At 34.0% G+C, this 25542-nt stretch carries 22 protein-coding genes and 1 pseudogene; 11 read left to right on the forward strand and 12 right to left on the reverse strand.

Going from position 1 to position 25542, the window contains the following annotated elements; all coding sequences use genetic code 11:
- Positions 1–89: 89 nt before the first annotated feature.
- The 3 genes from infB to rimP form a co-directional block, all read right to left on the reverse strand.
- The gene (infB, locus tag C4S29_RS07415; protein ID WP_103913514.1) at positions 90–2894 is read right to left on the reverse strand and encodes a translation initiation factor IF-2; all 2805 of its coding nucleotides are present in this window, start codon (positions 2892–2894) and stop codon (positions 90–92) included.
- 83 nt (positions 2895–2977) lie between these two features.
- On the reverse strand, positions 2978–4213 hold the full coding sequence (nusA, locus tag C4S29_RS07420) for a transcription termination factor NusA (RefSeq protein WP_103913515.1): 1236 nt from the start codon (positions 4211–4213) through the stop codon (positions 2978–2980).
- 22 nt (positions 4214–4235) lie between these two features.
- Positions 4236–4703, reverse strand: coding sequence for a ribosome assembly cofactor RimP (rimP, locus tag C4S29_RS07425; protein WP_103913516.1), 468 nt, complete (start codon positions 4701–4703; stop codon positions 4236–4238).
- A gap of 240 nt (positions 4704–4943) precedes the next feature.
- Between rimP and rfbB the strand changes: the two genes are divergently transcribed.
- From rfbB to rfbA, 4 genes and pseudogenes are all read left to right on the forward strand, one after another.
- A complete protein-coding gene (gene rfbB, locus C4S29_RS07430; protein WP_103913517.1) occupies positions 4944–6029 on the forward strand; it encodes a dTDP-glucose 4,6-dehydratase in 1086 nt (361 codons plus the stop codon).
- 115 nt (positions 6030–6144) lie between these two features.
- A pseudogene (locus tag C4S29_RS07435) lies at positions 6145–6486 on the forward strand (four helix bundle protein).
- Positions 6487–6532: 46 nt separating this feature from the next.
- Positions 6533–6997, forward strand: a complete 465-nt coding sequence (locus C4S29_RS07440; RefSeq protein WP_103913518.1) for a hypothetical protein — start codon at positions 6533–6535, stop codon at positions 6995–6997.
- Between the two features lie 31 nt (positions 6998–7028).
- The gene (gene rfbA, locus C4S29_RS07445; protein ID WP_103913519.1) at positions 7029–7886 is read left to right on the forward strand and encodes a glucose-1-phosphate thymidylyltransferase RfbA; all 858 of its coding nucleotides are present in this window, start codon (positions 7029–7031) and stop codon (positions 7884–7886) included.
- A gap of 393 nt (positions 7887–8279) precedes the next feature.
- On the opposite strand, the gene C4S29_RS07450 is transcribed toward rfbA, so the two are convergent.
- Positions 8280–9677 carry a DUF5689 domain-containing protein gene (locus C4S29_RS07450; protein ID WP_146063278.1) on the reverse strand — a complete coding sequence of 466 codons (1398 nt, stop codon included), beginning with the start codon at positions 9675–9677 and terminating at the stop codon, positions 8280–8282.
- 26 nt (positions 9678–9703) lie between these two features.
- Entirely contained in the window at positions 9704–12565 is a 2862-nt protein-coding gene (locus C4S29_RS07455; RefSeq protein ID WP_103913521.1) for a carboxypeptidase-like regulatory domain-containing protein, read from the reverse strand.
- Between the two features lie 185 nt (positions 12566–12750).
- Here C4S29_RS07455 and C4S29_RS07460 point away from each other — a divergent pair, with 185 nt between their 5' ends.
- Both C4S29_RS07460 and C4S29_RS07465 read left to right on the forward strand, forming a co-directional pair.
- Positions 12751–13947 carry an endonuclease/exonuclease/phosphatase family protein gene (locus C4S29_RS07460; protein ID WP_103913522.1) on the forward strand — a complete coding sequence of 399 codons (1197 nt, stop codon included), beginning with the start codon at positions 12751–12753 and terminating at the stop codon, positions 13945–13947.
- An 89-nt stretch (positions 13948–14036) separates the two neighbouring features.
- The gene (locus C4S29_RS07465; protein WP_103913523.1) at positions 14037–14450 is read left to right on the forward strand and encodes a DUF6146 family protein; all 414 of its coding nucleotides are present in this window, start codon (positions 14037–14039) and stop codon (positions 14448–14450) included.
- Positions 14451–14533: 83 nt separating this feature from the next.
- Here C4S29_RS07465 and msrB read toward each other — a convergent pair whose 3' ends face one another.
- The gene (msrB, locus tag C4S29_RS07470; RefSeq protein ID WP_103913524.1) at positions 14534–15070 is read right to left on the reverse strand and encodes a peptide-methionine (R)-S-oxide reductase MsrB; all 537 of its coding nucleotides are present in this window, start codon (positions 15068–15070) and stop codon (positions 14534–14536) included.
- A gap of 70 nt (positions 15071–15140) precedes the next feature.
- Between msrB and C4S29_RS07475 the strand changes: the two genes are divergently transcribed.
- The gene (locus tag C4S29_RS07475; protein WP_103913525.1) at positions 15141–16385 is read left to right on the forward strand and encodes a DUF445 domain-containing protein; all 1245 of its coding nucleotides are present in this window, start codon (positions 15141–15143) and stop codon (positions 16383–16385) included.
- On the opposite strand, the gene C4S29_RS07480 is transcribed toward C4S29_RS07475, so the two are convergent.
- From C4S29_RS07480 to C4S29_RS07495, 4 genes are all read right to left on the reverse strand, one after another.
- Positions 16382–17224 carry a ferric siderophore ABC transporter substrate-binding protein gene (locus C4S29_RS07480; RefSeq protein ID WP_103913526.1) on the reverse strand — a complete coding sequence of 281 codons (843 nt, stop codon included), beginning with the start codon at positions 17222–17224 and terminating at the stop codon, positions 16382–16384. The genes C4S29_RS07475 and C4S29_RS07480 overlap by 4 nt on opposite strands.
- Positions 17225–17620 carry an ExbD/TolR family protein gene (locus tag C4S29_RS07485; RefSeq protein ID WP_103913527.1) on the reverse strand — a complete coding sequence of 132 codons (396 nt, stop codon included), beginning with the start codon at positions 17618–17620 and terminating at the stop codon, positions 17225–17227.
- Positions 17621–18301, reverse strand: coding sequence for a MotA/TolQ/ExbB proton channel family protein (locus tag C4S29_RS07490; RefSeq protein ID WP_103913528.1), 681 nt, complete (start codon positions 18299–18301; stop codon positions 17621–17623).
- Positions 18302–18387: 86 nt separating this feature from the next.
- The gene (locus C4S29_RS07495) at positions 18388–18837 is read right to left on the reverse strand and encodes a hypothetical protein (RefSeq protein ID WP_103913529.1); all 450 of its coding nucleotides are present in this window, start codon (positions 18835–18837) and stop codon (positions 18388–18390) included.
- A gap of 176 nt (positions 18838–19013) precedes the next feature.
- Here C4S29_RS07495 and C4S29_RS07500 point away from each other — a divergent pair, with 176 nt between their 5' ends.
- From C4S29_RS07500 to C4S29_RS07515, 4 genes are read left to right on the forward strand one after another with little or no spacing between them, the layout of a single operon-like run.
- Entirely contained in the window at positions 19014–20774 is a 1761-nt protein-coding gene (locus C4S29_RS07500) for a DUF885 domain-containing protein (protein ID WP_233740523.1), read from the forward strand.
- A gap of 25 nt (positions 20775–20799) precedes the next feature.
- Complete coding sequence (locus tag C4S29_RS07505) at positions 20800–21486, forward strand: uroporphyrinogen-III synthase (RefSeq protein WP_185116954.1); 687 nt, start codon at positions 20800–20802, stop codon at positions 21484–21486.
- A gap of 6 nt (positions 21487–21492) precedes the next feature.
- Positions 21493–22518, forward strand: coding sequence for a uroporphyrinogen decarboxylase (gene hemE, locus C4S29_RS07510; protein WP_103913532.1), 1026 nt, complete (start codon positions 21493–21495; stop codon positions 22516–22518).
- Positions 22519–22536: 18 nt separating this feature from the next.
- Positions 22537–23277: a DUF4184 family protein gene (locus tag C4S29_RS07515; protein ID WP_103913533.1), complete on the forward strand. Its 741-nt coding sequence runs from the start codon at positions 22537–22539 to the stop codon at positions 23275–23277.
- Here C4S29_RS07515 and C4S29_RS07520 read toward each other — a convergent pair.
- Together C4S29_RS07520 and C4S29_RS07525 are read right to left on the reverse strand one after the other, a co-directional pair.
- On the reverse strand, positions 23274–24500 hold the full coding sequence (locus C4S29_RS07520) for a cysteine desulfurase (protein WP_103913534.1): 1227 nt from the start codon (positions 24498–24500) through the stop codon (positions 23274–23276). The two genes, C4S29_RS07515 and C4S29_RS07520, sit on opposite strands and share 4 nt — an antisense overlap.
- 44 nt (positions 24501–24544) lie before the next feature.
- A complete protein-coding gene (locus C4S29_RS07525) occupies positions 24545–25240 on the reverse strand; it encodes a hypothetical protein (RefSeq protein WP_146063279.1) in 696 nt (231 codons plus the stop codon).
- Between the last annotated feature and the right edge of the window lie 302 nt (positions 25241–25542).

Below are 25542 nucleotides of genomic sequence, written 5' to 3' on the forward strand. Positions count from 1 at the left end.
GGTAGTTAACAAGCAATTATATTATCGATAAAAAAAAATCCCGCACAAGGTGCAGGATTATTTTTTTTAAAATTTTAAAATTTTTAGGTCTATTTTAAGGTTTTCTTAACAGAGATTTCTTCGTAAACCTCAAGAATATCGCCGACTTCAATATCGTTGTATCCTTTTATGTTTAGACCACATTCATAGCCTTTGGTTACTTCTTTCACGTCGTCTTTAAAGCGTTTTAAACTTTCTAATTGGCCATCAAACTTCACAATACCATCACGCAATAATCTCACGCTAGAGTTGCGGTTTACCTTTCCAGATAATACCATACAACCTGCAATAGTACCTACTTTCGTGATTTTGAAAGTTTCTCTAATTTCTACATTACCAATTACTTGCTCTTTTATTTCTGGCGAAAGCATCCCTTCCATGGCTTCTTTTACCTCATCAATTGCAGCATAGATTACAGAATACGTGCGGATTTCGATTTCTTCTTTATCTGCTAAATCTTTTGCGTTTGCACCTGCTCTTACATTGAAGCCAATAACAATTGCATCTGAAGCTGTAGCGAGAAGAATATCACTTTCTGTGATTTGCCCCACTCCTTTATGTAAAATATTAACTTGAATTTCTTCGGTTGATAATCTTTCTAGCATATCAGAAAGCGCTTCTACAGAACCATCAACATCTCCTTTCAAGATAATATTAAGTTCCTTAAATTCACCTAAAGCAATTCTACGCCCGATTTCGTCTAATGTTAGATGTTTTTTCGTTCTAATTGATTGCTCACGTTGTAATTGATCTCTTTTATTGGCGATGGTTTTCGCTTCTTTTTCATCATTAAATACCCGGAATTTATCTCCCGCCGTTGGCGCACCGTCTAAACCTAAAATAGTAACAGGGATTGATGGACCTGCAGCTTTCATTGGGTTTCCGCGTTCATCTAACATTGCTTTAACCTTCCCGTGGTTGGTTCCGGCTAAGACATAATCGCCTACATTTAAGGTTCCCGCTTGCACCAACATTGTTGCGACGTAGCCGCGGCCTTTATCTAATGAGGCTTCAATTACTACACCTTGCGCCAATTTGTTTGGATTGGCAGATAATTCTAACAATTCCGCTTGAAGCAATACTTTTTCTAAAAGGGCATCCATATTGGTTCCCACTTTTGCTGAGACTTCTTGGGACTGTACGTTACCGCCCCATTCTTCTACCAAAACATTCATTGCTGAAAGTTGTTCTCTTACTTTGTCTGGATTTGCGCCTGGTCTATCGATTTTATTCAAAGCAATAATCATTGGCACGCCCGCTGCTTGAGCGTGTGCAATTGCTTCTTTTGTTTGCGGCATCACATCATCATCTGCTGCTATCACAATAATAGCAATATCGGTAACTTGTGCACCACGCGCTCTCATCGCCGTAAATGCTTCGTGACCTGGTGTGTCTAGAAATGTGATTCTTTGTCCGTCTTCTAACTCTACATTATAGGCACCAATATGCTGCGTGATTCCGCCAGATTCACCAGCAATAACGTTGGTTTTTCTGATATAATCTAAAAGTGAAGTTTTACCATGATCTACGTGCCCCATTACAGTAACGATTGGTGCACGATTTAGTAGGTCTTCTGGTGCATCTACTTCAACTTCAGTGATTGATTCTTCTAAATCTGCATCAGAAAATTCTATTTTAAAGCCGAATTCATCAGCAACTAATAAAAGTGTGTCCGCTTCTAAACGCTGGTTCATTGTTACCATTACGCCCAAAGAAAAACAAGCAGAAATAACTTCCATTGGGCTTACTTCCATTAAACTTGCGAGTTCACCTACAGAAATAAATTCTGTTACTTTTAAAGTTCTATCTGCTGAATCTAATTCTTGCTGAAGATCATCTTGCTCTCTGCGGTAAGTTCTTTTTTCTTTTCTATATTTCGAGCCTTTAGATTTACCTTTTTTATTGGTTAACTTTTCTAAAGTTTCTTTTATTTGGTTTTTTACTTGCTCTTCCGTCAATTCTACAGGCATTGTTCTATCTGAACCTCTTCTAGAACCGCCTCTATTATTGCCACCTGCATTATTGCCACCTGGTCGGTTTTGTTGTGGTGGTCTATTTGCACTGCCAGTACCTGGCGCTGATGCACCTGGTGTTGCAGGCTTTTCAATACGTTTTCTTTTTTTCTTGTTTGCAGAAGAAGGCTTCGGTTTGTTAAATTGGGATAAATCTACTGTTTGCTTCAGAATTTTTATACCATCTAATTTTTTATAAACCGTTTCTATTTTTTCAGATTCTGGTTCTTCTGGCTTGGCAGGAGTTGCTTTTGGTGCCACTTTTACAGGTTCTGTTTCAACCTTTGGGGTTTCAACTTTAGGCGTTTCCGCTTTGGGTGTTTCCGCTTTAACCGTTTCTTTCGGGGCTTCTTTTTTAGATTTTCTAGGTTTATTTCCTTCTATTTGTGAAAGATCTATTTTATCTAAAACTTTAAACTCTTGCTTTTCAGGTGGTGAAATTATCTCTGCTTTTGTTTCAACGATTTCCTCCTTTTTTTCTGCTACCTCTACTGGCTGAATTTTCGGTTCTTCCGGTGTAGATTTTTTAGGGTTCAAATCTATTTTGCCCAAAATTTTGGTTTCAGGTCTTATGTCGGTTTTCGCTCTTATAACTTCTGGTGCTTTTGGCACTTCAATTTCCAATTTTTCTTCTGGAACTTTAGCCATAACAACTTCATGGGACGCTTTTTTCTGTTCTCCGTCTTTACGGAACTCCGCTTCCAATGCAGAAAATGCCTTTTCTTCTAATACAGTATTCGGGTTTTTTTCCAACTCCATACCTTGGCTTTGTAGAAATTCTACAGCCCGATCAATGGAAATGTTAAGCTCCTTTACCGCTTTATTTAATCTTATTTTTGGCATATAAATTTGTTTGCTTCAGTGTGCAACATCTGCACTCAACTGTTTTTTTTAATTTTAATTATTATTGATTTCAAAAGTAAAAATTAAATTTCTAATTCTGCTTGTAAAATCTGTTTCACATCATCAATAGTTTCTTCTTCCAAATCTACTAATTTTGATAATACATCGGTGTCTTTGTCTATGATGCTTCTTGCAGTAAGAAGACCTGCTTTTTTGAATTCGTCAATCACCCAATCTTCTATTTCATCTCTAAATTCATCAATATTCACATCATCATCATCTCTTTTCTCTCTATAAACATCTATTTCGTAGCCACTTAACCAAGTTGCTAATCTAATGTTTTGCCCTTGCTTACCAATCACTCTAGAAATTTCTTCTACTGGCGTGTAAACCAAAGCGTATTTATTGTCTTCGTTGATTTCGATTTTATTTACCGTTACATTCCCCAAAGCTCTTTTCACCATTATTTCAGGGTTTTTAGACCATTGAATTACATCGATGTTTTCATTTTTCAATTCTCGAACTACGCCGTGAATTCTAGAGCCTTTCACGCCCACACAAGCGCCAACAGGATCAATTCTATCATCGTAAGCATCAACTGCAATTTTCGCTTTTTCACCTGGGATTCTTACTACTTTTTTCAAAATAATAGTTCCGTCTTGGATTTCTGGAATTTCTAATTCTAACAGTTTTTCCAAAAACACAGGCGAAGTTCTGCTCATAATGATTTGCGGCTTAGAACCGTGAAAATCAACGCTTTCTACTATCGACCGTATGCTTTCTCCTTTTTTGAAATAATCTGATGGAATTTGGTTTTCTTTGGGCAAAATAAACTCATTTCCATCATCATCTAGCAAAATCACGTGCTTATTTCTGATATGGTGAACTTCTGCTACAACAATCTCGCCAATTTTATCGTGAAATTCTTCATAAAGCGCTGCATTATTGTATTCTTGTAATTTGGTAGATAAAATTTGTTTTAAAGTTAAAACGCTTCTACGCCCCAATTGGTTTACTAAAATCTCTTGCGTATATTCTTCCCCTACTTCAAAAGTGGGGTCTATTTTTTTTGCTTCAGAAATCTCAATTTCCAAATCATCGTCTTCAGACATTTCGTCTTCCACGATCATTTTATTTAAAAATATTTGAAAATCTCCTTTATCTGGGTTTACAATGACATCAAAATGATCATCAGAATCATATCGTTTTCTAAGCAAAGTCTTTAGGGAATCTTCAATAATAGCCATTAAATCTATTTTGCTGATTCCTTTTTCGTCTTTAAAATCTCCAAATGATTCAATCAACGCTAAATTATCCATCTCTATTTTCTTTATAAATTTTTTAAAATTTTACTACTACCAAGGCTTTTTTGATATCATTATAAGAAATTTTTCTTTCTTCTACAACATCTTCTTTGCCCTTCCCAACTATTTTTGGCCTCCTGTATCTTAATATTAAAGTAAAATCAGTTTCACTCACCGCTGCAAGTTCCCCTTTAATTTCCTCATCATTATTTAGCCAAACCTCAATCTCTCTCTCAATATTTTTTCTAAACTGCCTCGGCGTCACCAAAGGCTCACTTAAACCTGCGGACATTACTTGAAGGCTAAAATCTTCTTCCTCTCTATCCAGATTAAATTCTATCGCGCGGCTTGCATCTAAACAGTCTTGAATCGTTACGCCATTGTCGCCATCTAAAACAACTGTAATATCTTGGCTTGGTGATATTTTTGTTTCAATTAAAAACAAATCTTCTCTTTCTGCCAAAAAACCATTAACTAAATCTGCTACTTTTTCTCTAAAACCCATCTAAAATAATCCTGAAAGTTAAATCTACAAAAAAAGGCTTTCTTCCGAAGCCTTCTCATTATATCCCGTAAATCTTTTGCAAAGATAAAATAAATTTATATGTTATGCAAATACGATAATTATGGACTAAAACATTAATTGTTAATTTGTATTTTTGCGATAATTTGTTCCAATAGACTCGTTTCAAAAAACAAAATTTAAAATAATTTTATCTAAAATAATTAATTTCAAATATAATTAATGAAAAATATCATCATCACAGGCGGCGCAGGTTTTATAGGCTCTCACGTTGTTCGAGAATTTGTGAAAAACAATCCAGATAAAAAAATCATCAATCTTGATGCTTTAACTTATGCAGGAAATCTGGAAAATCTGACGGACATTGAAAACGAACCCAATTACGTTTTCGAGAAAGCAGACATTACCAAAGTTGAAGAATTGCGCCCGATTTTTGAGAAATACAAACCCGATGCAATTGTGCATTTAGCCGCTGAATCACACGTTGACAGAAGTATTACGGATCCGAATGCGTTTATAAATACGAATGTAAATGGAACAGCGATTCTTTTAAATTTAGCCAAAGAATTTTGGACTTTAAACCCAGAGCATCAACACGGAAATTTCCCTGATGAAAAACGCGATTTTCTTTTTTACCACGTTTCTACAGATGAAGTTTATGGTAGTTTGGGCGAAACAGGATTTTTCACGGAAGAAACTGCTTATGACCCAAAATCTCCGTATTCTGCGAGCAAAGCGGCATCCGATCATTTGGTAAGAGCATACGGAAATACGTATGGAATGCCTTTCATTATTTCAAACTGTTCCAATAATTACGGACCCAATCATTTTCCAGAAAAATTGATTCCACTTTGTATTTTAAATATTATTAACGAAAAACCTTTGCCAATCTACGGCGACGGAAAATATACGCGAGATTGGTTGTTTGTGATCGATCATGCAAAAGCGATTCATCAAATATTTAATGAAGCAAAAACGGGCGAAACTTACAATATCGGTGGTTTTAATGAATGGAAAAACATAGATTTGGTGAAAGAACTCATCAAACAAATGGATGAAAAATTGGGAAATCCGGTTGGTCATTCAGAAAAATTAATTACTTACGTGAAAGACCGACCTGGCCACGATTTGCGCTACGCAATCGATGCCTCAAAACTCAACAAAGAATTAGGCTGGAAACCAAGCGTGACTTTTGAACAGGGACTTTCTAAAACAATTGATTGGTTTTTGGAGAATAGAGAGTGGTTGGAGAATGTAAGTTCGGGTAATTATCAAACGTACTACAATAATCAGTATTTGAGTAATTGAGTGTTTGAGTAATTGAGTGTTTCTATTTTTAAGGATATAAATTAATTTAACTTAAAAAATCATGGTTAAAGTTCATAAAGATTTGATTGTTTATCAAAAAGCCTTTTCTACGGCAATGGAAATATATCATTCATCCAAAAAATTTCCTATTGAAGAAAGATATTCGCTGACAGACCAAATTAGAAGATCTTCTCGTTCCGTTAATGCAAATATTACTTAAGCATGGCGAAAGAGGAGATACGAAAAATCATTTATTAACAAATTAAATGATGCGGATGGTGAAGCCGCAGAAACACAAAATTGGTTAGATTTTGCTTTGGCTTGTAATTATATTGATGAAAAAACATATCTAGATTTATATAAAAAATATGATGAAACTCTTGCTATAATTGTATCATTAACGATTAACTCTAAAAAATGGACTTTTTCGGAATCCAAAAACTCGAATACTAAATAGAAAATTAACAAAACTATTCGTCCAATCAAAAACTCAAACGTTAATTATGAAAAAATTGTCACTATTTCTTTTTATATTTTTTTCACTTTTTTCTTTTGCTCAAGAATCGCCTCCGCCTGTTGCAATGCCAAAGGAAAATCAAGAAAAATTAATTGATGAATTAATTAATGTAAGTAATTATAAAGAAGCATTAATGAATTACGCACGAGTTTATTTTTGGGGAGAACAATATAAAAATGGAAAAAGAAACTATGGCAACAAGGAAATTGACGAAGTTTTAAAAAAATTTGACTTTGAAAAATTTAAGAAAAATTCTATTTATAATAGTTTATCATTTGTTTCTGAACAAAAACTAAAAAATTTAATTGAGTTTTACAAAAAAAATGGAGGATTAATTGATGATAAAAATAATTTGATTTTAATAACCGCATCTATTTCTCATAATCTTCAATATCAATTAAATTCCGAAATGGAAAAATTACTGAAAGAGAAAACCTCAAACGCACAATAACTAAACAACTCAAATACTCAAACACTCAAATATGAAAGGAATAATACTCGCCGGCGGCTCCGGAACCAGACTTTACCCATTAACGATTGCCGTGAGCAAACAGTTAATGCCAGTTTACGACAAACCAATGATTTACTATCCTTTGTCAACTTTACTTTTAGCAGGGATAAAAGAAATATTAATTATTTCCACACCGCATGATATTGGTGGATTTGAAAAATTATTGGGAGATGGAAGTTCTATCGGTTGTAAAATTTCATATAAAATTCAGCCGAGTCCTGATGGTTTGGCGCAAGCTTTTATTTTGGGCGAAGAATTTATTGGCCAAGATTCTGTGGCTTTGGTTTTGGGAGATAATATTTTCTATGGCGCAGGCTTGCCAGAATTACTTTCCAGTAAAACCAATGTGAAAGGCGGTTGTGTTTTTGCCTACCAAGTTTCAGATCCTGAAAGATATGGTGTGGTAGAATTTGATGATGCAAAAAAAGCCATTTCCATTGAAGAAAAACCAAAGCATCCAAAATCTAATTTTGCAGTTCCTGGGCTGTATTTTTATGATAATTCTGTGGTAGAAATTTCAAAAAATTTGAAACCTTCACCGCGCGGAGAACTTGAAATTACGGACGTGAACAAAATTTATCTTGAAAAAGGACAATTAGAAGTTGGTGTAATGTCTCGCGGAACTGCTTGGCTAGATACTGGAACTTTCGATTCTTTGCACGATGCTTCAGAGTTTGTGAAAGTTTTAGAAAAACGACAAGGCTTTAAAATTTCTTGTATTGAAGAAATTGCTTACAAAAAAGGTTTTATTAATAAAGAACAATTGCTAAAATCTGCCGAAAAATATGGTAAAAGTGGGTACGGTGAATATCTAAAAAAGATTATCTAAAAACTTTCCAAATATTTGCGATATTCTAAGAAAAAATTATCGGATTTAAAGTTTTCTTTTTCGCTTCTTTTTGTATCGCAAATTTAGGATTTGCATATTATAATATAAAGTTGAAAATTCATTTGCAAAGGCGTTTAATATCAGAAAGTTCAAAAATTAAAGACATCATTAAAAACGGATATAATAACTACTTCATCTTTAAATTTTCCGAAAAACAAAAATGCTCCGTAGGAGAAATATCTGTGTAGAAAAAATGAACAATAAGGAAAAGGAACTCTGTAAGATTTTAATCTTTTGAAATAATTTTAATGAAAAATTGATATAAATTAGTATTGTAATGAAAAAAGCCGTCCCAAATAAATTTGGAACGGCTTTTATATTAAACTAAATGGTTTATTGTACCTGAATATTATCCAACTGAATGGTGGTTGTTACGCCAGGATTTGCGCCAGAATATTCAAAAACTACAAAGCCATTCCCGGTTAATGAAGTCGGGAAATTGTAAGTTCCTGCAGGTGTAAAAACACCATAACCTGTAGTTGGAGTTGTAGGAATTGTAAAGTTTGAAGTAATATCTGTTAAAGTTGCTGCAGACATATCACCAAGTGGTGTGTAATTGGTGGTAGTATAAACTTTTAGTGCATTACCTTTATAGTAGCCTACATTTACATCAAATTTCATAGAATTTGCTGCAGAAAAATCTACAGGAACTATAAAATATGTAGTGTAACTGCCAGAACCTGCATTTGCAGAAAGTTGTATGTATTGATTTCCACCAAAACTTTTTAGTTGCCAATATCTATTTCCGATAAAAGAATCATTAATATATTTAGGGAATACTTCTAGATTTGTTGGGCTATAACTTTCAAAATTTTCTGTGAAACTTCCACTATATGAAATTGCAGTGCCACCTACTGGCGGAGAAGCATCATATCTACTTCCCGTATCTGGGATACTTACGTCTGCTAAACTTCTTATAAGATTTTGCCATGTAGAGTTGTACCTACTTACAACAAAAGTTAAAGAACCATTTCCTTTTGGAAGAAGTGTTTTACCCCCGCTGAAAAACCCAGAATTTCTTATAATAGATTTACTTCCTGTGTTGTCTTCAATATTTCTATTTGTGTCTATCCCGAGACCTGTTCCCGGATCATAATCTAAATAAGTTTTGCCCAAATCACTTGAAGCGAATTGTACATTTTTAATCGTAACTAAAGTATTAATATACATTTCATTTTGAGCCGCTGCTAAACTTGGTAATTCGGTAGGAATAATAGGCACTATATCCATAGAACCACCGTTGCAAACACCTGCAATATATCTTGAAAAAAGAGAGTTAGGGATTCTTCCAACTGCATAAGTGGGATCAACAGAGCCTAATTTTTTAACACCTGCGTCTGTACCAAAAACCAATCCATTTGCTTTTATTCTGACATGGCTTCCGACTGGGAAATCTGCATAATTACTTGAGCGATCTACTTCCATTTGTAAACCAACCGTTGGGTTTTGTGGTGCATCTTGAAAAGAAATTGTTTTATAAAAATTACCATTTTCATCAGATGAAATTACATAAGCATCAAAAATAACTGGCGCTCCGTCTTCAGGAATTTTAATGGTGCCCGATGATGGTGCCATTGCCACGAAATCTGCCATTGTCGTCGTAGAAGCGTCAAATCTGTTATTGCAAGTAATTGGTGGGGTTTCCCAATCATTACTGCGCACACAGGATGTGATGGTGATAGTTGTAATAACTAAACTAAGCACAGGTTTTAAGTATTTTTTTATATTCATTACTTTATCTTTTAATAATTAATTTTTTAGAATCTGAATTGTAAGTTTACAAAATAGGAGCGGCCTTGAGTGTAAAATAGTTTTGGTCCGAATAATGGATAATTTCTATCATCATCTTGAACAAATTTTGGATAACTTACGTTTCTTGTTTGCTCAAACCCGCCAGTGATGTATTTTGTATTATTAAAAATATTATTAACAGAAGCGGTAATCAGCACGTAATATTTACCAACAATCCAAGATTTTCCTGCATTTGCATTAATGAAATTGGCAGAAGGTAATTTTGTTGGTTGCAATCTATTTCTTAATTCTGCTTCGGTAATGCCCGCATAAGGTGAACCAGAAACTGGGTTTTGCACAAAACTTTCAGTTCTAATTATTGCAGAAGGGTCTAAATAATTTTCTCCCAAATAACTCCAGTTTGCACCAAGCCACCAATATTTTGGAGAATTGTAACGAAGTCCAAATGAAAAGCCCTGTTGTGGAGTGCCTCCTTGTTTATAATCTTTTAAATAAGCTTTCCCTAAATCTAAATAAGATTGTCCGTTTGCAAAAGTTCCTGCTGCGTCTGAAGCAAAATAAGTTTCGGGATCATTTCTATTGGTGTACTGCCCTAAACTTGCAGCGCCTTGCGCAGAAAGAGTTGGAGTGATTTTTACATCTAATCCAACTTCTGCTCCTATGTTTCTTTTTTCTACATTAGACATTATTTGCGTTACAAAAGCACTTTGTACAAGCGTGGTATTTCCTGAAGTGTCTTGTGAATTTAATTGTATGCCATCTGCAAAAAATCTTTGCACATTGGTTTCATTTTGAGTATCTATTAAGTAACCCGTTAATCTTAATTTTATAAATGGCGAAGAGATAATATAACTTAAATCGTTAGCATTTATAACTGTGTTTTTAATATTTGGAGCAACTGAAGAATTGACTCTTGGATTTATGAAGATATCTTCTAAATAAGGAGATTGTGAGAAATAAGCCCCGTTATAAACTATAAAGTTTCTACCATTTAATTTATAAATGACTTGCCCTTTTATACCGAAATTCCAAAAATCATACTTTGGGCTTTTCCCAAAACTGTCATCATATAAATAATGTTTAAACAAACCTTCTCTCATTGATGAACTATAGGCAACTAAACCTGAAACGAACACATCAAATTTTCCTGAAGAAAAACTAAGCCCCGGATTTACTTTTACCTCATCACGTTTAAAATTATAATCATAATTTATTTTATCGCCTTTTCTTTTGGTATAATCTGCCTCTCCTTCGTTATAGAGACCGCTGGTTCCAGGGTTGTTTGTAGCGGCAAAAGGATCTTTATTAAGTGCAAAATCTCCTCCTAATAAATCATTCACTTCACGGTAAAGTTCGGAGCGGTAATTTTGGTAGGAAATGTTTAATAAAAATTTAGTAGTGTCATTAAAATTATGAACAAAATGCGTTGCTGCATTTAATATTTTATCATCATTTACATCATTTACCACAAAATATAAAGATCGTCTTCCAGTTGTGCCATATAAACTAGTAACTGGTTGTGATTGGTTTTCTCGGTATAATTTTTCCCAATTTAGTTGGGTAAAATTGGGGTCCCCATTTTGCCATCCTGCCAAAGCGGTGTTATAGGCATCTTTTAGGTTATCTACATTTGCAGTAGGATTTGTAAGCAAGGCTTGGTCTATTTGGCTTTGGTAGTAACTTGGTAAATATCTGTAATATTGTGGCGAAGGATTTGGAACATTCTGCCAGTCTAATCTAGAAGATTTTTCTTTACCAAATTGGTATGAAACATTCGTCCACAAAGAGTTTTTCTTGTTTATCGTCCAATAATGTGATAATTGGAAAAGTGGCTCGAAGCTGGTTTTTACGCGTTCACTTCGCTTTTTGCCGTCTTGAAATCCCCAATAAGAATTATAATGCACGCCTCCATAATTGTAAACTTCCTGTGTACTTGGGCTTGATGTAGAACGACGGTAAGGAGAACCTAAAAAATTAAAAATTACCGTATGTTTATCTGAAATCTTTTTTTCTACACCTAAATAAGTTCCAATAGCATCATAAAAAGTTCCTTCTTGTATGCCTTCTTGCGCCCATCTTCTGGCACCCATTACCGTAACAGCCCAACCTTTTTTTGTCATCCCAGAAGAATATCTTAAAGAGGCTCTATTTCTATAATTTCGGTTGGTGAGAGAATACGTTGCTTGGAAACCTTTTCGGTTTTCGCTTGGTTTAGTATTTTTATAAATTACTGAACTTTCGCCTCCAAAAGCATATTCTGAAGGTGAATGATTCGGAGCAATTTCAGGATATCTGGTAATTTCATTTAAACCGCCCCAATTTCCAAAATCTACATTTCCATTGTCTGATCTTTTCATGGATACTCCGTTGAGCATAATTTCCCCGGATCTTCCATCAATTCCGCGTGGACGAAACCAATAAGCACCTAAATCAAAAGCCGCAATTCTGCTAAAAACATCTTGTGAAGAAGTTAGCAAACCCACCGTGGAAGATTGGCTATTATCTTCTTCACCGCTATTGTTGTCTAAAATCACGATTCCTTGATCGGCTTCAGAAAGAGCGGAGTATAAAGTAATCACGCCCAAATCTTTCCTTTTTTCACCTGCAACATCAAATTCTACTTCTTTGTTCCCAAAGCCAGGTTTAGAAATAATAATTTGGTAATGACCTGCTTTTAGATCTACAAACTGAAAGTAACCAATTTTATCGGCTGTTACTTGGCTAGACTGGCCTTTTAAATCTACTTCTGCGCGTTCTACGGGTTTTCCATCTGCATCTTTCAAATACGCAAAAACTGTGGTTTGCGCGAAACAAAAAGAACCCGAAAGTATTGCGAATAAAGAGATAATTGATAGTTTTTTAAACATATAAGTAAGTATATTATTTATTAAAGATACTCTAAAATCGTTTATCTTCATGAGGTAAATTTAAGAAAAAAATTATAATTTATGCTTTTTTAACAAAATGTTTATTTTTAAATTAAAACTGATAGTGTAAATTGCAAGGAACTTAAAAAGTTATTTTTTGTAGATTTGTTCAAATTATTTTTATAATGAAAAATTTTTATACACTTATTTTTATGCTGCTTTTTATTTCTGGGTTTTCCCAAACAGGAAAAGTAAGAAAAGTAGCAACTGTTGCCTTTTTAAATGTTGAAAACATGTGGGATACTATTCAATCTGCAGATTATATAGATGGCACAAAAGCCATTTCAAACCCCGCATTTCACCGCAGTATTCCATTAGATTCTGTTAAATATTTGCCGCACGAAGATTATAATGGCCCTTGGAATGATTATGCTTTAAAAGGAAAAAAAGTAGTGCGATACCAAGGTTCTTCTGATGAATTTACGCCAAGTAGCCCCAAAAATTATGGCAAAAAAATATATGAAGAAAAATTGCACAATATTGCAAAAGTAATTGCTGATATTGGTTCCCAATACACAAAAACAGCACCAGTTGTTGTTGGTTTAATTGAGGTAGAAAACCGCAAAGTAGTAGAAGACATTGCGCACTATCCTACTTTAGCAAAATATGATTATGGTATTATTCATTTCAATTCTTACGATTATCGTGGAATAGATGTAGCATTGCTTTATCAGAAAAGAAGATTTACGCCAACCAACGCATTAAAAAAAGAAATAAAAATTTATAATGATGATGGCAAACAACAATACACAAGAGATATTTTAATTTTATCTGGACTTTTAGATAATGAAAAAGTGGCTTTTTTTATGAATCATTGGCCATCCAGACGAGGTGGTGAAGCCTCTTCTCTTCCCAAAAGAAACAAAGCCGGTGATGTTTTGAAAAAAGAAATGGATAGTGTAAGAGCATTAGACCCTTCAACAAGATTATTTGCTATGGGCGATTTTAATGATGACCCAGTTAGCCCAAGTATAAAAGAACATTTAGGAGCCGTTGGAAATATAAAAGAAGTATCTACAGAAAAACCCTATATAGATTTAATGTACCCTTTATATAAAAAAGGAGTAGCTTCTTTAGCCTACCGCGATGCTCCGAATTTATTTGATCAAATTATTGTATCTTCAAATTTAATAAGCGATAGCGTGGGGAAAGATTATTCAGTTTATAAAGCAGAAATTTTTGCGCCTCCATACTTAATTAATAAGACGGGAAGTTTTAAAGGATATCCTTTCCGATCGTGGAATGGTGATCAATATACTGGTGGTTACAGCGACCATTTCCCCGCATTTGTGATTTTACAAAAAGAATATCAACCAAATTAAAACGTATTAACGCAGCATTAACAAGTTACAAAAAACATTCATAATGCAAAGCAACTGCATATTACTACAGGAAACATAAACAACTAATTATGAAAAATTTAATAAAATATGCACTTCTTTTAATGTTTGTGTTCGGCTGCGCACCTCAAAAAAATGTAGCATTAGACAACAAAACTGAAATAAAACCTGAAAAAAACGAAGAAGGAGAATGGCAACTTGATGTGCTGGATACGCAATACGACTATTTCCTAAATGCCATCGCAAAACCTATGAATTTTTACACAGAATCTTATTTAAAAAATAAAAATGCATTTTTAGTAACTGAATGGAATTCTCTTTACTCTTCAGGCAAATATCGAAATGTGATAGAATCTTCCATTTTTTATGATCCTAATGAAAATTATGGGTTAAAATTCGAATACCGATTGTATCAAGTTTTCGCCTATGTTCAGTGGAAATACGGATTGAGATTAAATGGCTTGAGTGCATCAGATGTTCGATAATTAAAATTTTAACTATAAAAAAGGTTCAGAAATTTCTGAACCTTTTATTTTTAAATTGTCTACCAAGTTTGATCACTGCTGATTTACTTTGCTTCTGATTTTGCGTCGGGAACAAAGTCCAAACTCACAGAATTCATACAAAAACGCGTTCCAGTTGGCGGCGGCCCGTCATTAAAAACATGCCCCAAATGAGAACCACAACGTTTGCAAAGAACTTCTGTGCGCTCCATTCCATAAGAAGAATCTCTTTTATAAATCACACCTTCTTTATCGGCTTCGTAGAAACTTGGCCAGCCGCAAGTGGATGCAAATTTCGCATCAGAACGAAATAAATGATTTCCACAAACCGCACAATAATATTCTCCTAAACCATCAAAATTATTATATTTTCCCGTTCCAGGTCTTTCGGTATGGGCCTCGCGAGCTACGGCGTACAAATCTGGATCTAGAATTTTTTTCCATTCGTCATTAGAAACATTTAATTTTGTGCGATCTGTTCTGGAGTAATATGGATTGTTTTTTGTAGTGCTTTGTTCCATTGCTTTTAAATTTTGAGATTTTATGGGTTGTGTACAAGATTGTAACATGATTCCTATTAAAAAAAGAATTGATAGTTTCATTAAAATTTATTAAATAAAAATTGAATCAAATTTAACGCCATTTTTGTAATTTTAAATACATTTTAAATTAATGACAGACAGCGAGAAAAAACGTCAACTTTTTTTATACAAATCTTTTGCAACAGGGCTATTTGTTTTGATGGCGGCACTTTTTGTGACTATGACTCTATTGCAAAAACAACACAGTTCGCATTGGTTGGGCTACATTCGTGCATTTGCAGAAGCAGCGATGGTTGGTGCTTTGGCAGATTGGTTTGCGGTAACGGCTTTGTTTAATTATCCATTAGGTCTCAAAATTCCACACACCAATTTAATTGTAAATAGCAAAGAAAAAATTGGCGATAATCTGGGTAATTTTGTAGTAGAAAATTTTCTCTCCCCAGAAACTATTCGGCCGTATATTCAAAAATTAAAGGTTTCTAATATTGCGGCAGAATGGCTTAATGTAGAAAAAAACCAGCATAATTTAGTGAATGAAGTTTCTATTATTTTACTCAATATTTTAAATAAATTAGAAGATGAAACTGTCATTAATTTTATAAGGAGAAAGGCTAAAGAAATGGTTGGTGATTTTAAAATTCAAAAACTAATCGGCAACGGTTTAGAATATTTAATTGAAAAAAACGACCACCAAAAACTCATTACAGCCCTTTCTTCACAAATAAAAAACTATGTTTTGCAGCATCAAAATTTAGTAAAAGAACGCGTGAAAAAAGAAAGCTTTAGTTTAATCCCGAAATTTGTAGATGATGCATTGGCTAATAAAATCACCTCTGGCTTAAGCGACTATTTTCGGGAAGTAGAGGAAAACGAAAACCATCCATTACGCCAAGAAATTACGCGTAAAATATTAGATTTTAGTATTGATATTCAGGAAAATGAAAAATGGGAGGAAGATTTTAAAGACATCAAAAGCAGTTTTCTGGATGAAGAAAAAATTAAAATTTACGCCAAAGATGTGTGGCTCAACATTAAACAAAATCTTCTTACAGAATTAAGCCAAAACGATTCTGCATTAAAAAACTATGTGGGAAAAAATGTGCAAGAATTTGCATTAAATTTAAAATCAGACGCCGCTTTGCAGCAGAAAATTGATGGTTGGATTCGCTTGACGGCTTATAAATATATCCTAAAAAACACGCATCAATTCGGTGAACTCATCAGCTCAACAGTTGGAAATTGGCAAGGAAAAGAACTCAGTGAAAAACTAGAGTTAGAAGTCGGGAAAGATTTGCAATTTATCCGCTTAAACGGGACTTTGGTGGGTGGTTTGGTAGGCTTGATTATTTATACGATTGCGCATTTTTTAACTTAAAAAACTATTCTATAAGTCCCCGTAGAAAATGTATTTGCTTTTTCGGCTTTTACGTATTTTTTTACCCATTTTACGGAATTTGAAACCAAACAAGGATCCGCAGTACCACTTAAGCGATTGGCAGAAATTACATTTCCTGCTTTATCCACGATGTAGGAAATTATGATCTCCCCGCTTTCTTTACAGTAATGGACTGGTGGCGTTCCCTTTTTCCCCATCGTTCCAGGAATAAAACCAATTAATTTTCTATCAATTCCAATTTTGCTATCGCCGTTTCCGTCCCCTCCAAGCGGATCTCCTGCATTTCCAGTAGTGCCATTTGTGCCTTGTGAACCACTTTTATTACCCCGCCCTTTTAATAGATTTCCAATTGCAGCCGTTCCTTTGCCGTCTCCTTCGGCATTTACGGTTTCTGTTTTTGCTAAAGTTGGAAGTTGTTTTGGCGTGGCTGTTTTATTTGTAGTTGCCTTCGCTGGCGTTTTTGCAACTTTTTTTACTGCTTTTTCTACTTTCGGTGCAGAAACTTTCACGTTATTTCCAGTAATTATTTTTTCTGCCGCTGGTTGCGATTTAGAAACAATAGGCTTTGGAACAACTTCAGTTTCTGATGGCGCAATAGAACCTTCCTGCGGCGCTGGCTCTTCTAAATTTGCACCATTTTGGTTATCTCCAAAATTAATGAGCATCGTCGTCACTTTTTCTTGTGGAAGCGGCGTTTGTTGAATAATTTTATAAAAATAAATAAGTAAAAACAGTAAAAGAAATACCAAAGAAGTAATCACGGCGCTTTTCGCCTGATCTTTTCTTTCATTTTGTTTATGTTCTATCGCATAACTCATTTACTCTTGTGTCGTTGCAATTGCTAAATTATATTTGTGTTTTTCGGCAATTTCCATTACAAAAACCACATCTTTATGCTTTGTGTTTCCATCGGCTCTGATGGTGAAAGTTGGGTTTGCTTCGTTTTTTAAAGTAGAAGTCAGTAGATTTTCTAGATTTTCTTTGGGAATTGGCTTATCATTTACAAAATAACTGCCATCTTCTTTTATGGTAACCGTCGTTGGGTCTTGCGCTGAAGTTTCCGTAGCATCGGCTTTTGGCAACTTCACATCTATCGCGCTTTGGCTAATTGCAGAAGAAGTTATCATAAAGAATATCAATAACAAGAAAATAATATCCGTCATTGAAGCCATACTAAATTCGGCACTGATTCTATTTCTTCGCTTTAGTTCCATTTACAAAGGCTTGTTTAAAGTATCCAAAAAATCATTCACATGTGTTTGAATTTTTAAAACCAAGCGGTCCACTTTTGTTACTAAAATATTATAGAAAAAATACGCCGGAATACCGATGAATAAACCAACAGCCGTTGTAGCCATCGCTGTATAAATACCAGAAGCTAATAATTTCGGGCTTACAGCGCCTGTTACATTTGAGATTTGAAAAAACGCCATGATCATCCCGATTACAGTTCCGAGAAAACCGAGCATTGGTGCGGCTCCAGAAGCAGAGGCCAAAATGTTCAAGTTTTTTTCTAGTCTAGAAACTTCCAATTGCCCTTGATTTTGCATCGCGTTCGAAATATCCGAAATTGGTCTGCCAATTCTTGTTAAACCTTTTTCAATCATTCTGGCTTCGGGCGAATCTGTGCTTTTGCAATAATCAATAGCCGACTGAATTCTACCGCCTTCCACAAAATCTTTGATGTTTTCAAGAAAATTTGGTGTTTCTTTCGCGGCTCTTTTAATGAAAAAGTATCGCTCTAGAAAGATATAAAGCGCTAAAGCGCCCAACAAAAAAATGGCTGCCATTATGATATTCCCGACTAATCCGCCGCTAAATAAAATATCCCACAAAGAAAAAACGTGAGTTTCAACTGCTGGCGTTATGGAAGTTGGAGATTGTGCTTGAAACATTGATGTATTTAAAATTAGTATTGTAACGCTTATTGCAGAAAATTATTATAATTTCTGGATAATAAGTCGTAGAAAACCGTGAATTGTTAGTCCTCTATCTCAATTTCATCTGCCTTAAAGTGGCATTTTAATTTAAAAGGAATTAATTCTTCCGTCCCGGTATAAAAATCAGTAATATTTCCTTTCCAAAATAAGGTAAGTTCGCCGTTTTCATCATTTTCAAATTTCAAAGAATTGTCTGAAATATAGGCTTCTTCATCATCAAAAAGATCAACATCTGTGTAAACTTCCTCATTTACTTCAAACGTTTTGCCCGCCAATTTTTTAGAATCAATCGGAAATTCAGAAATATTAAAAGCAATTTGTGGAAATTGATACTGCAAAGAATCGTCTTCAACGTGGTCTAAATCGTCATCTGAAATAATTTCAACTTCCAAAAAATTTTCACTATTAAGATAAACCGCTTTGCAGTAAGTGTTTTTCAGATGGTATTTAAGGGTTTCTTCTGGGTGATAGATTTTCAAAATCCCTTTCATTGTTTTCAAAATGGTAGATAATTAGTTAAAAGTTATATCACAAAGATAAAAAATAGATTGAAATAGAGCGCAATTTTATTTTTTCCTTGCATTAAGTTTAAGATTATAAAATGATTACTTTTGTGTAAAAATAAAATTTTATGTTAAAAACTGCTCTAAAATACTTTTTTTATTTGATGATTTTCTCTCTACTAACAAATTGCAACAAGAAGGAAAACACGACTCAAAAAACAGATTCCTCCGCTTCTATTGATAGTATTGCTGCTAATTATTATGAAGATTATTTACAACTTCATCCTTTAGAAGCAACGGCGCAGGGCGACAATAGATATAATGATTTGCTGCCGATTTCAATTTCTAAAGAACAGATTTCCAAAGAAATAAATCTTTATTCTAAATATCAAAAAGAACTAAAAAATGTAGATTACGCGGCTTTATCTGATGATAAGAAAGTGGTTTTTGATGTTTTAGATTATGAAATTAAAGATAAAATTGAAAGTTTTGCTTATCATCCAGAACTCATTCCCTTCACACAATTTGATGGTTTGCCATTGCAATTTCCACTTTTGGGCAGTGGCGAAGGAAACCAGCCTTTTAAAAACGCCAAAGATTATGATAATTGGTTAAAAAGAATGGATCTTTTCGCCGTTTGGATGGATTCTGCACAAAGCAATTTCCGCGAAGGTGAAAAAATAGGATTCGTTTTGCCCAAAAAATTAGTACTGAAAATGATTCCGCAGTTGCGCGCAGCAGAAATTACCAGCACAGATATGCAAAAAAATATTTTTTATGGACCTATAAAAAATTCGCCTAAAGACTTTTCAACTATAGAAAAAAATAAATATGCGAAACTTTTTCAAGAAAATATAAAATCTAAAATAATTCCATCTTATACCAAAATGGCCGATTTTTTAGAAAAAGAATATTTGCCAAAAGCAAGAAATACAGACGGTTACAACGGATTACCAAACGGAAGCGCTATTTATAGTTATTACGTAAAAAGTTGGACAACAACACAAAAAACGCCTGAAGAAATTAATAAATTAGGACTAGAACAAGTGGCAATGTTGCGCGCCGAAATGGAAAAAGTGAAAGACCAAGTCGGCTTTAAAGGCACTTTAGAGCAATTTTTAAACTTTGAAAAAAATGATAAAAAAGCAATGCCTTACAAAACCAGCAAAGAAATTATCGCTGCTTTCAATGGCATTTTAAAAAAAATTACACCGGGTTTAAAAACGATGTTTAATGTAACACCAAAAACACCATTTGAAATTCGCCAAACCGAAAAGTTTCGTGAAGCAAGCGCAAGCGCAGAATACATGCAAGGAACGCCAGACGGAAAAAGACCTGGTATTTTCTATATTCCAATTCCTGATCCCACGAAATTTAATGTGACGTCTGGTATGGAATCTTTGTTTCTTCACGAAGCCATTCCCGGTCATCATTACCAAATATCTTTACAGCAAGAAAATACAAAATTGCCAAAATTTATGCGTTTTGGTTGGCTCGGTGCTTATGGCGAAGGTTGGGCGCATTACTGTGAAACTTTAGGCCCAGAATTAGGACTTTATAAAGATCCGTACCAAAAATTGGGCTATTTGAGCGATCAAATGTTGCGCGCGGTTCGTTTAGTAATTGACACCGGAATACACACCGGGAAAATGACGCGCGAACAAGCCATAAAATATTTTTTAGATAATGTATCTTATGATGAAGCGGGTGCAACGGCAGAAGTAGAACGGTATATGGCAATGCCCGGGCAAGCCTTAAGTTATAAAATTGGTGCATTAAAAATCCGCGAATTGCGCACAAAATACACAAAATCTTTAGGCAATAAATTTAATCTTGCCAAATTTCACGATGAAGTTTTGAGCCAAGGTTGTTTGCCTTTAGATGTTTTGGATAGGAAGATGGAAAATTGGGCAAAAAAACAATAATTTTCATCAAAGAAATTGGTATTTAATGACAATTCTGTTCACTAAAAAAATAAGTGCAAAAGCATTAGAAAACGCCTTAAATAAAGAAATTGAGCCGCATTTTCTAGACGTATTGCATTTTAAAATTAGAACATTAAAACCATTTCCTCTGGGGAATAAATCACTCATTTTCAGTAGTGTAAATGGTGTAGAAGCCTTTTTTAAAAATCAATTTTCACCCAAAGAAAATTTTGCCATTAAGCCTTACAATAAAATTTATTGTGTAGGCAAGAAAACCAAATTAAAAGTAAAATCTTATGGCTTTGGTGTTTTTAAAACAAAAAAAAGCGCAAAAGACCTTCGCGACTTTATTCTTGAAAAAAGTAGCGGAGAAGATTTTTTACACTTTTGCGGAAATTTGGGTTTAGATATTTTTGATAAAAATTTACCACTACAAAACGTTAAATACAAAAAAATAGTATCTTATGAAACCAACTTGTTGTATCCTAAAATAGAGCAGAAATTTGATGCTATAGTTTTTTTTAGTCCAAGCGGAGTTCGTAGTTTTGCAAAACATAATTCTTTGGAAAATTGCACACTCTTTTCGATTGGCGAAACCACTTCCGCAGAAATAAAAAAACTGACGCAACAAGAGATAAACACCAGTAAAGAGCAGAGTTTAAAATCTTTGCTTTTGCTGATTAACAATAAATTTGAAGCAAATAATGCTTAATAAATTATGATAAAAAACGACTTATATTTAAGAGCATTAAAAGGAGAAACTGTAGAAAGACCACCAGTTTGGATGATGCGACAAGCAGGAAGATTTCTACCAGAATTTCGCGCATTACGCGATAATTACGATTTCTTTACACGTTGTCAAACGCCAGAACTTGCTTCTGATATTACTTTAATGCCGATAAAACGATATCCTTTAGACGCCGCTATTTTATTTTCTGATATTTTGGTGATTCCCCAAGCGATGGGAATGAATTTTGAAATGCGCGAAAATGTGGGACCTTGGTTAGAAAATCCGATCAGAACTTTAGAACAGGTTCAAAATATTGAAGTTCCTAGTGTTGATGATACTTTGGGCTATGTTTTTGATGCGATTGAATTGACTTTAATTAAATTAAATAACGATATTCCATTAATTGGATTTGCGGGAAGTCCGTGGACGATTTTGTGTTATTGCGTAGAAGGAAAAGGCAGCAAAACATTTGATACTGCTAAAGCATTTTGTTTTCAAAATCCTGAAGCGGCGCATTTATTATTACAAAAAATTACAGATACCACGATTGCTTATTTAAAAAGAAAAGTTGAAAAAGGCGTTTCTGCCGTTCAGGTTTTTGATTCTTGGGGCGGAATGTTGTCGCCGCAAGATTATCAGGAATTTTCTTGGCCTTACATTAATCAAATTGTAGAAGCACTTGCGGATCTTTCGCCTGTTGTCGTTTTTGGAAAAGGATGTTGGTTTGCGTTGGAAGAAATGACTTTGTCCAAAGCCTCTGCTTTGGGCGTAGATTGGACGATTACGCCAGAAAATGCAAGAAAATTAACCGGAAATAATATCACTTTACAGGGAAATTTTGATCCGTCAAGATTATTGTCGCCGCCGGAAACGATTAAAAAAATGGTAACCGAAATGATAAACCGTTTTGGAAAAGACAAATATATCGCCAATCTCGGCCACGGAATTTTGCCGAATATTCCTTTGGAAAACGCGGAAGCGTTTATTAGAGCGGTGGTGGATTGGAAGGGGTAATTTCTAAAATTTTACAGAATGCCATTTACATTTTCTCATCCCGCAATAGTTTTACCTTTAAAATATTTGCCTGGAAAATGGTTTTCTCTGACTGGTCTTGTAATCGGAAGTCTTACGCCGGATTTTGAATATTTTCTGAGAATGAAAGTTCAAAGTAATTACAGTCACACAATTAGTGGATTGTTTTGGTTTGATTTACCATTGGGAATCTTATTGGCTTTTATTTTTCATGATATTGTCAGAAATAAATTTTTTGAAAACTTACCTTCATTTTTGAAATCAAGATTTTTGAAATTTGAAGATTTTGACTGGAATAATTATTTTAAAAACAACTGGCTTATTGTGATAATTTCAGTTTTAATTGGTGCAAGTTCACATTTATTTTGGGACAGTTTCACCCATTCGTCGGGATATTTTGTAGAAATGATTCCAACTTTAAAAAACAGCGTTTTTCTTTTTGGGAAACAAATTCCTCTTTTTAAAATTCTACAGCACGGAAGCGGTGTATTTGGCGGAACTGCAATCGTTTTTGCAATTTTTAAAATGCCTCAACAATTAATTATTTCGAAGAAAATAGATTTAAAATATTGGCTAATATTCTTGCTTTTAACTTCAATAATATTTTTAATTAGAATTTTGCTTAAGAAAAATTTAATGATTGGCGATTTCATTGTAACATCAATTTCAGCAGCAATTATTTCACTTTTTGCGACATCACTTCTATTTCTAAAGAAAATTAATTTTATGTATTTAAATTAAGAAAGCATCTTTTGCGCTTTTCTCACACCTTCCACCAAAACATCAACCTCTTCAAAAGTATTATAAACCGCAAAACTCGCGCGAACCGTTCCTGCAATATTAAAAAAGTTCATAATCGGTTGCGTGCAATGATGGCCGGTTCTCACGGCAATTCCGAGTTTGTCCAAAATCATTCCGACATCTGAAGCAATGCCAATTCCTTCCAAATTAAAAGAAATTACGCCCGTTCTTTTGGCTTTTTCACCGTAAATTTTTAAACCATCTATTTCCAATAATTTTTTCTGGCCATATTCTAAAAGTTCATTTTCATGCTTTTGAATATTGAGAATGCCGATTTTATTCATAAAATCAATAGCTGCACCGAGCGCGATATTTCCACCAACATTGGGCGTTCCGGCTTCAAATTTAAACGGCAAACCAGCGTAAGTGGTTTTTTCAAACGTGCAGATTGAAATCATTTCGCCACCGCCGTGAAAAGGCTGCAATTTTTCTAAAACTTCTTCTTTCCCATAAAGAATTCCCGTGCCCATCGGCGCATAAATTTTATGCCCAGAAAACACGAAAAAATCACAATCCATTTTTTGAACATCAATTTCAAAATGAACGACAGATTGCGCGCCGTCAATTAAAATATAAGCGGAAGAATTTTTTCTGACTTTTTTAATAATTTCTTCAATCGGATTAATCACGCCCAAAGCATTAGAAACCTGATTAACAGAGACAATTTTTGTTTTTTCAGACAACCATTCATCTAAAACATCAATTTGCAAAACGCCGTTTTCATCCATCGGGATCACGCGTAATTTTGCGCCAGTCCGTTCACAAAGCATTTGCCACGGAACAATATTCGAATGGTGTTCCAGATAAGAAATGATAATTTCATCGTCTTTTTTTACCCAGTTAGAATTTCCTAAAGCGTACGCAACCAGATTAATACCTTCCGTTGTTCCTTTTGTGAAAATAACTTCGTAGTCATTTTTTGCATTAATGAATTTCTGAATTTTTTGGCGCGCAAGTTCCATTTCCGTTGTCGCTAATTGGCTCAAAGTATGAATGCCACGGTGAACATTGGCGTTGATTTCCGTGTAATATTTTTCCAAAGTGGTTAAAACAGAAAGTGGTTTTTGGGACGTGGCCGCGTTATCTAAATAAACCAAAGGTTTACCGTTAACTTGCTGATTCAGAATTGGAAACTGGCTTCTGATATGTTGTAAATCTAACATTTTATGAGATTATATAATTACTTATTGAAATATGACATTAGAAATTAAACTAATTCTGGGCTTATTTGTGATAAATCGTCTTCTGGCTGAATTAATTTTTCATTTTTCAACTTTTTAAGTTTCCAGAACCAATATAAACCGGCTAAAGGAATCCCCAAATTTATAGTTGAATTCAAATAACCCATCGTCGAAAATCCAAATCCCAGAAAAGTAAATTGAACTATTTTAAAACTAAATCCTGCTACCGCATTATAAATTATAGTCGGAAAATTTAACAGAATTATGGCTATATATTTTAGCCACTTTCTTTTCAAATTGCTTTTTCTGATTCTATTGATTACATAAACATTGAAGATTGGAATTATTATTCCAAGTAATCCAATAACATAAAATATCACCATATTCGGAATAGGATTTTTTACTTCTAATGGCAAAAAGTTCAAAATCTTCTTGGTATTATCATCAAATAAAAATTGCAAAACGCCAAATTCTTTTTGATTTTTAAATTGCAACAAAACGATTGTAGTATTTGGTGGCGTGCTATTTTGCTTGTTCGTTGAAATTTTCTTTTGAGCGGTGATAAAATTGTATTCTACATCTTTCCCAAAATACATTATAAAATTTTGTCTAAAATCTGACAAGCCATTTTTCATTTCCGCAATATTGGCTGGTTTTCCATTGCTTTCTAAAGCGAAATAAGGAATACTTTCATCTACACCTTTATTTATAAGTGTATTCATAAATTTTTTGGAAGTTTCTGAGTACTCTATTGAATTTTGAAAAAAACTGCATGAAACTAAATTTAAAACGACGAATAAAAAGAATAATTTTAATTTCATTGTTAGGAATATTTTTATTTTAGGCTATTTAGAACGATTCAAATTTACGAAATATTTTCTCGGAAGATTGTTGATTTATAATGATAAAAATCTTATCATAATGATTTAGACAAACTTAAAAATAATCTTCTCGCTGATTTTGCAGATAACGCAGATTTAATACAGAAAAATAAAAAAAATCTGGAAAACCTGGAAAACCTGCG

It is taken from the genome of Halpernia humi, assembly GCF_900108025.1.
Lineage (GTDB): Bacteria > Bacteroidota > Bacteroidia > Flavobacteriales > Weeksellaceae > Halpernia > Halpernia humi.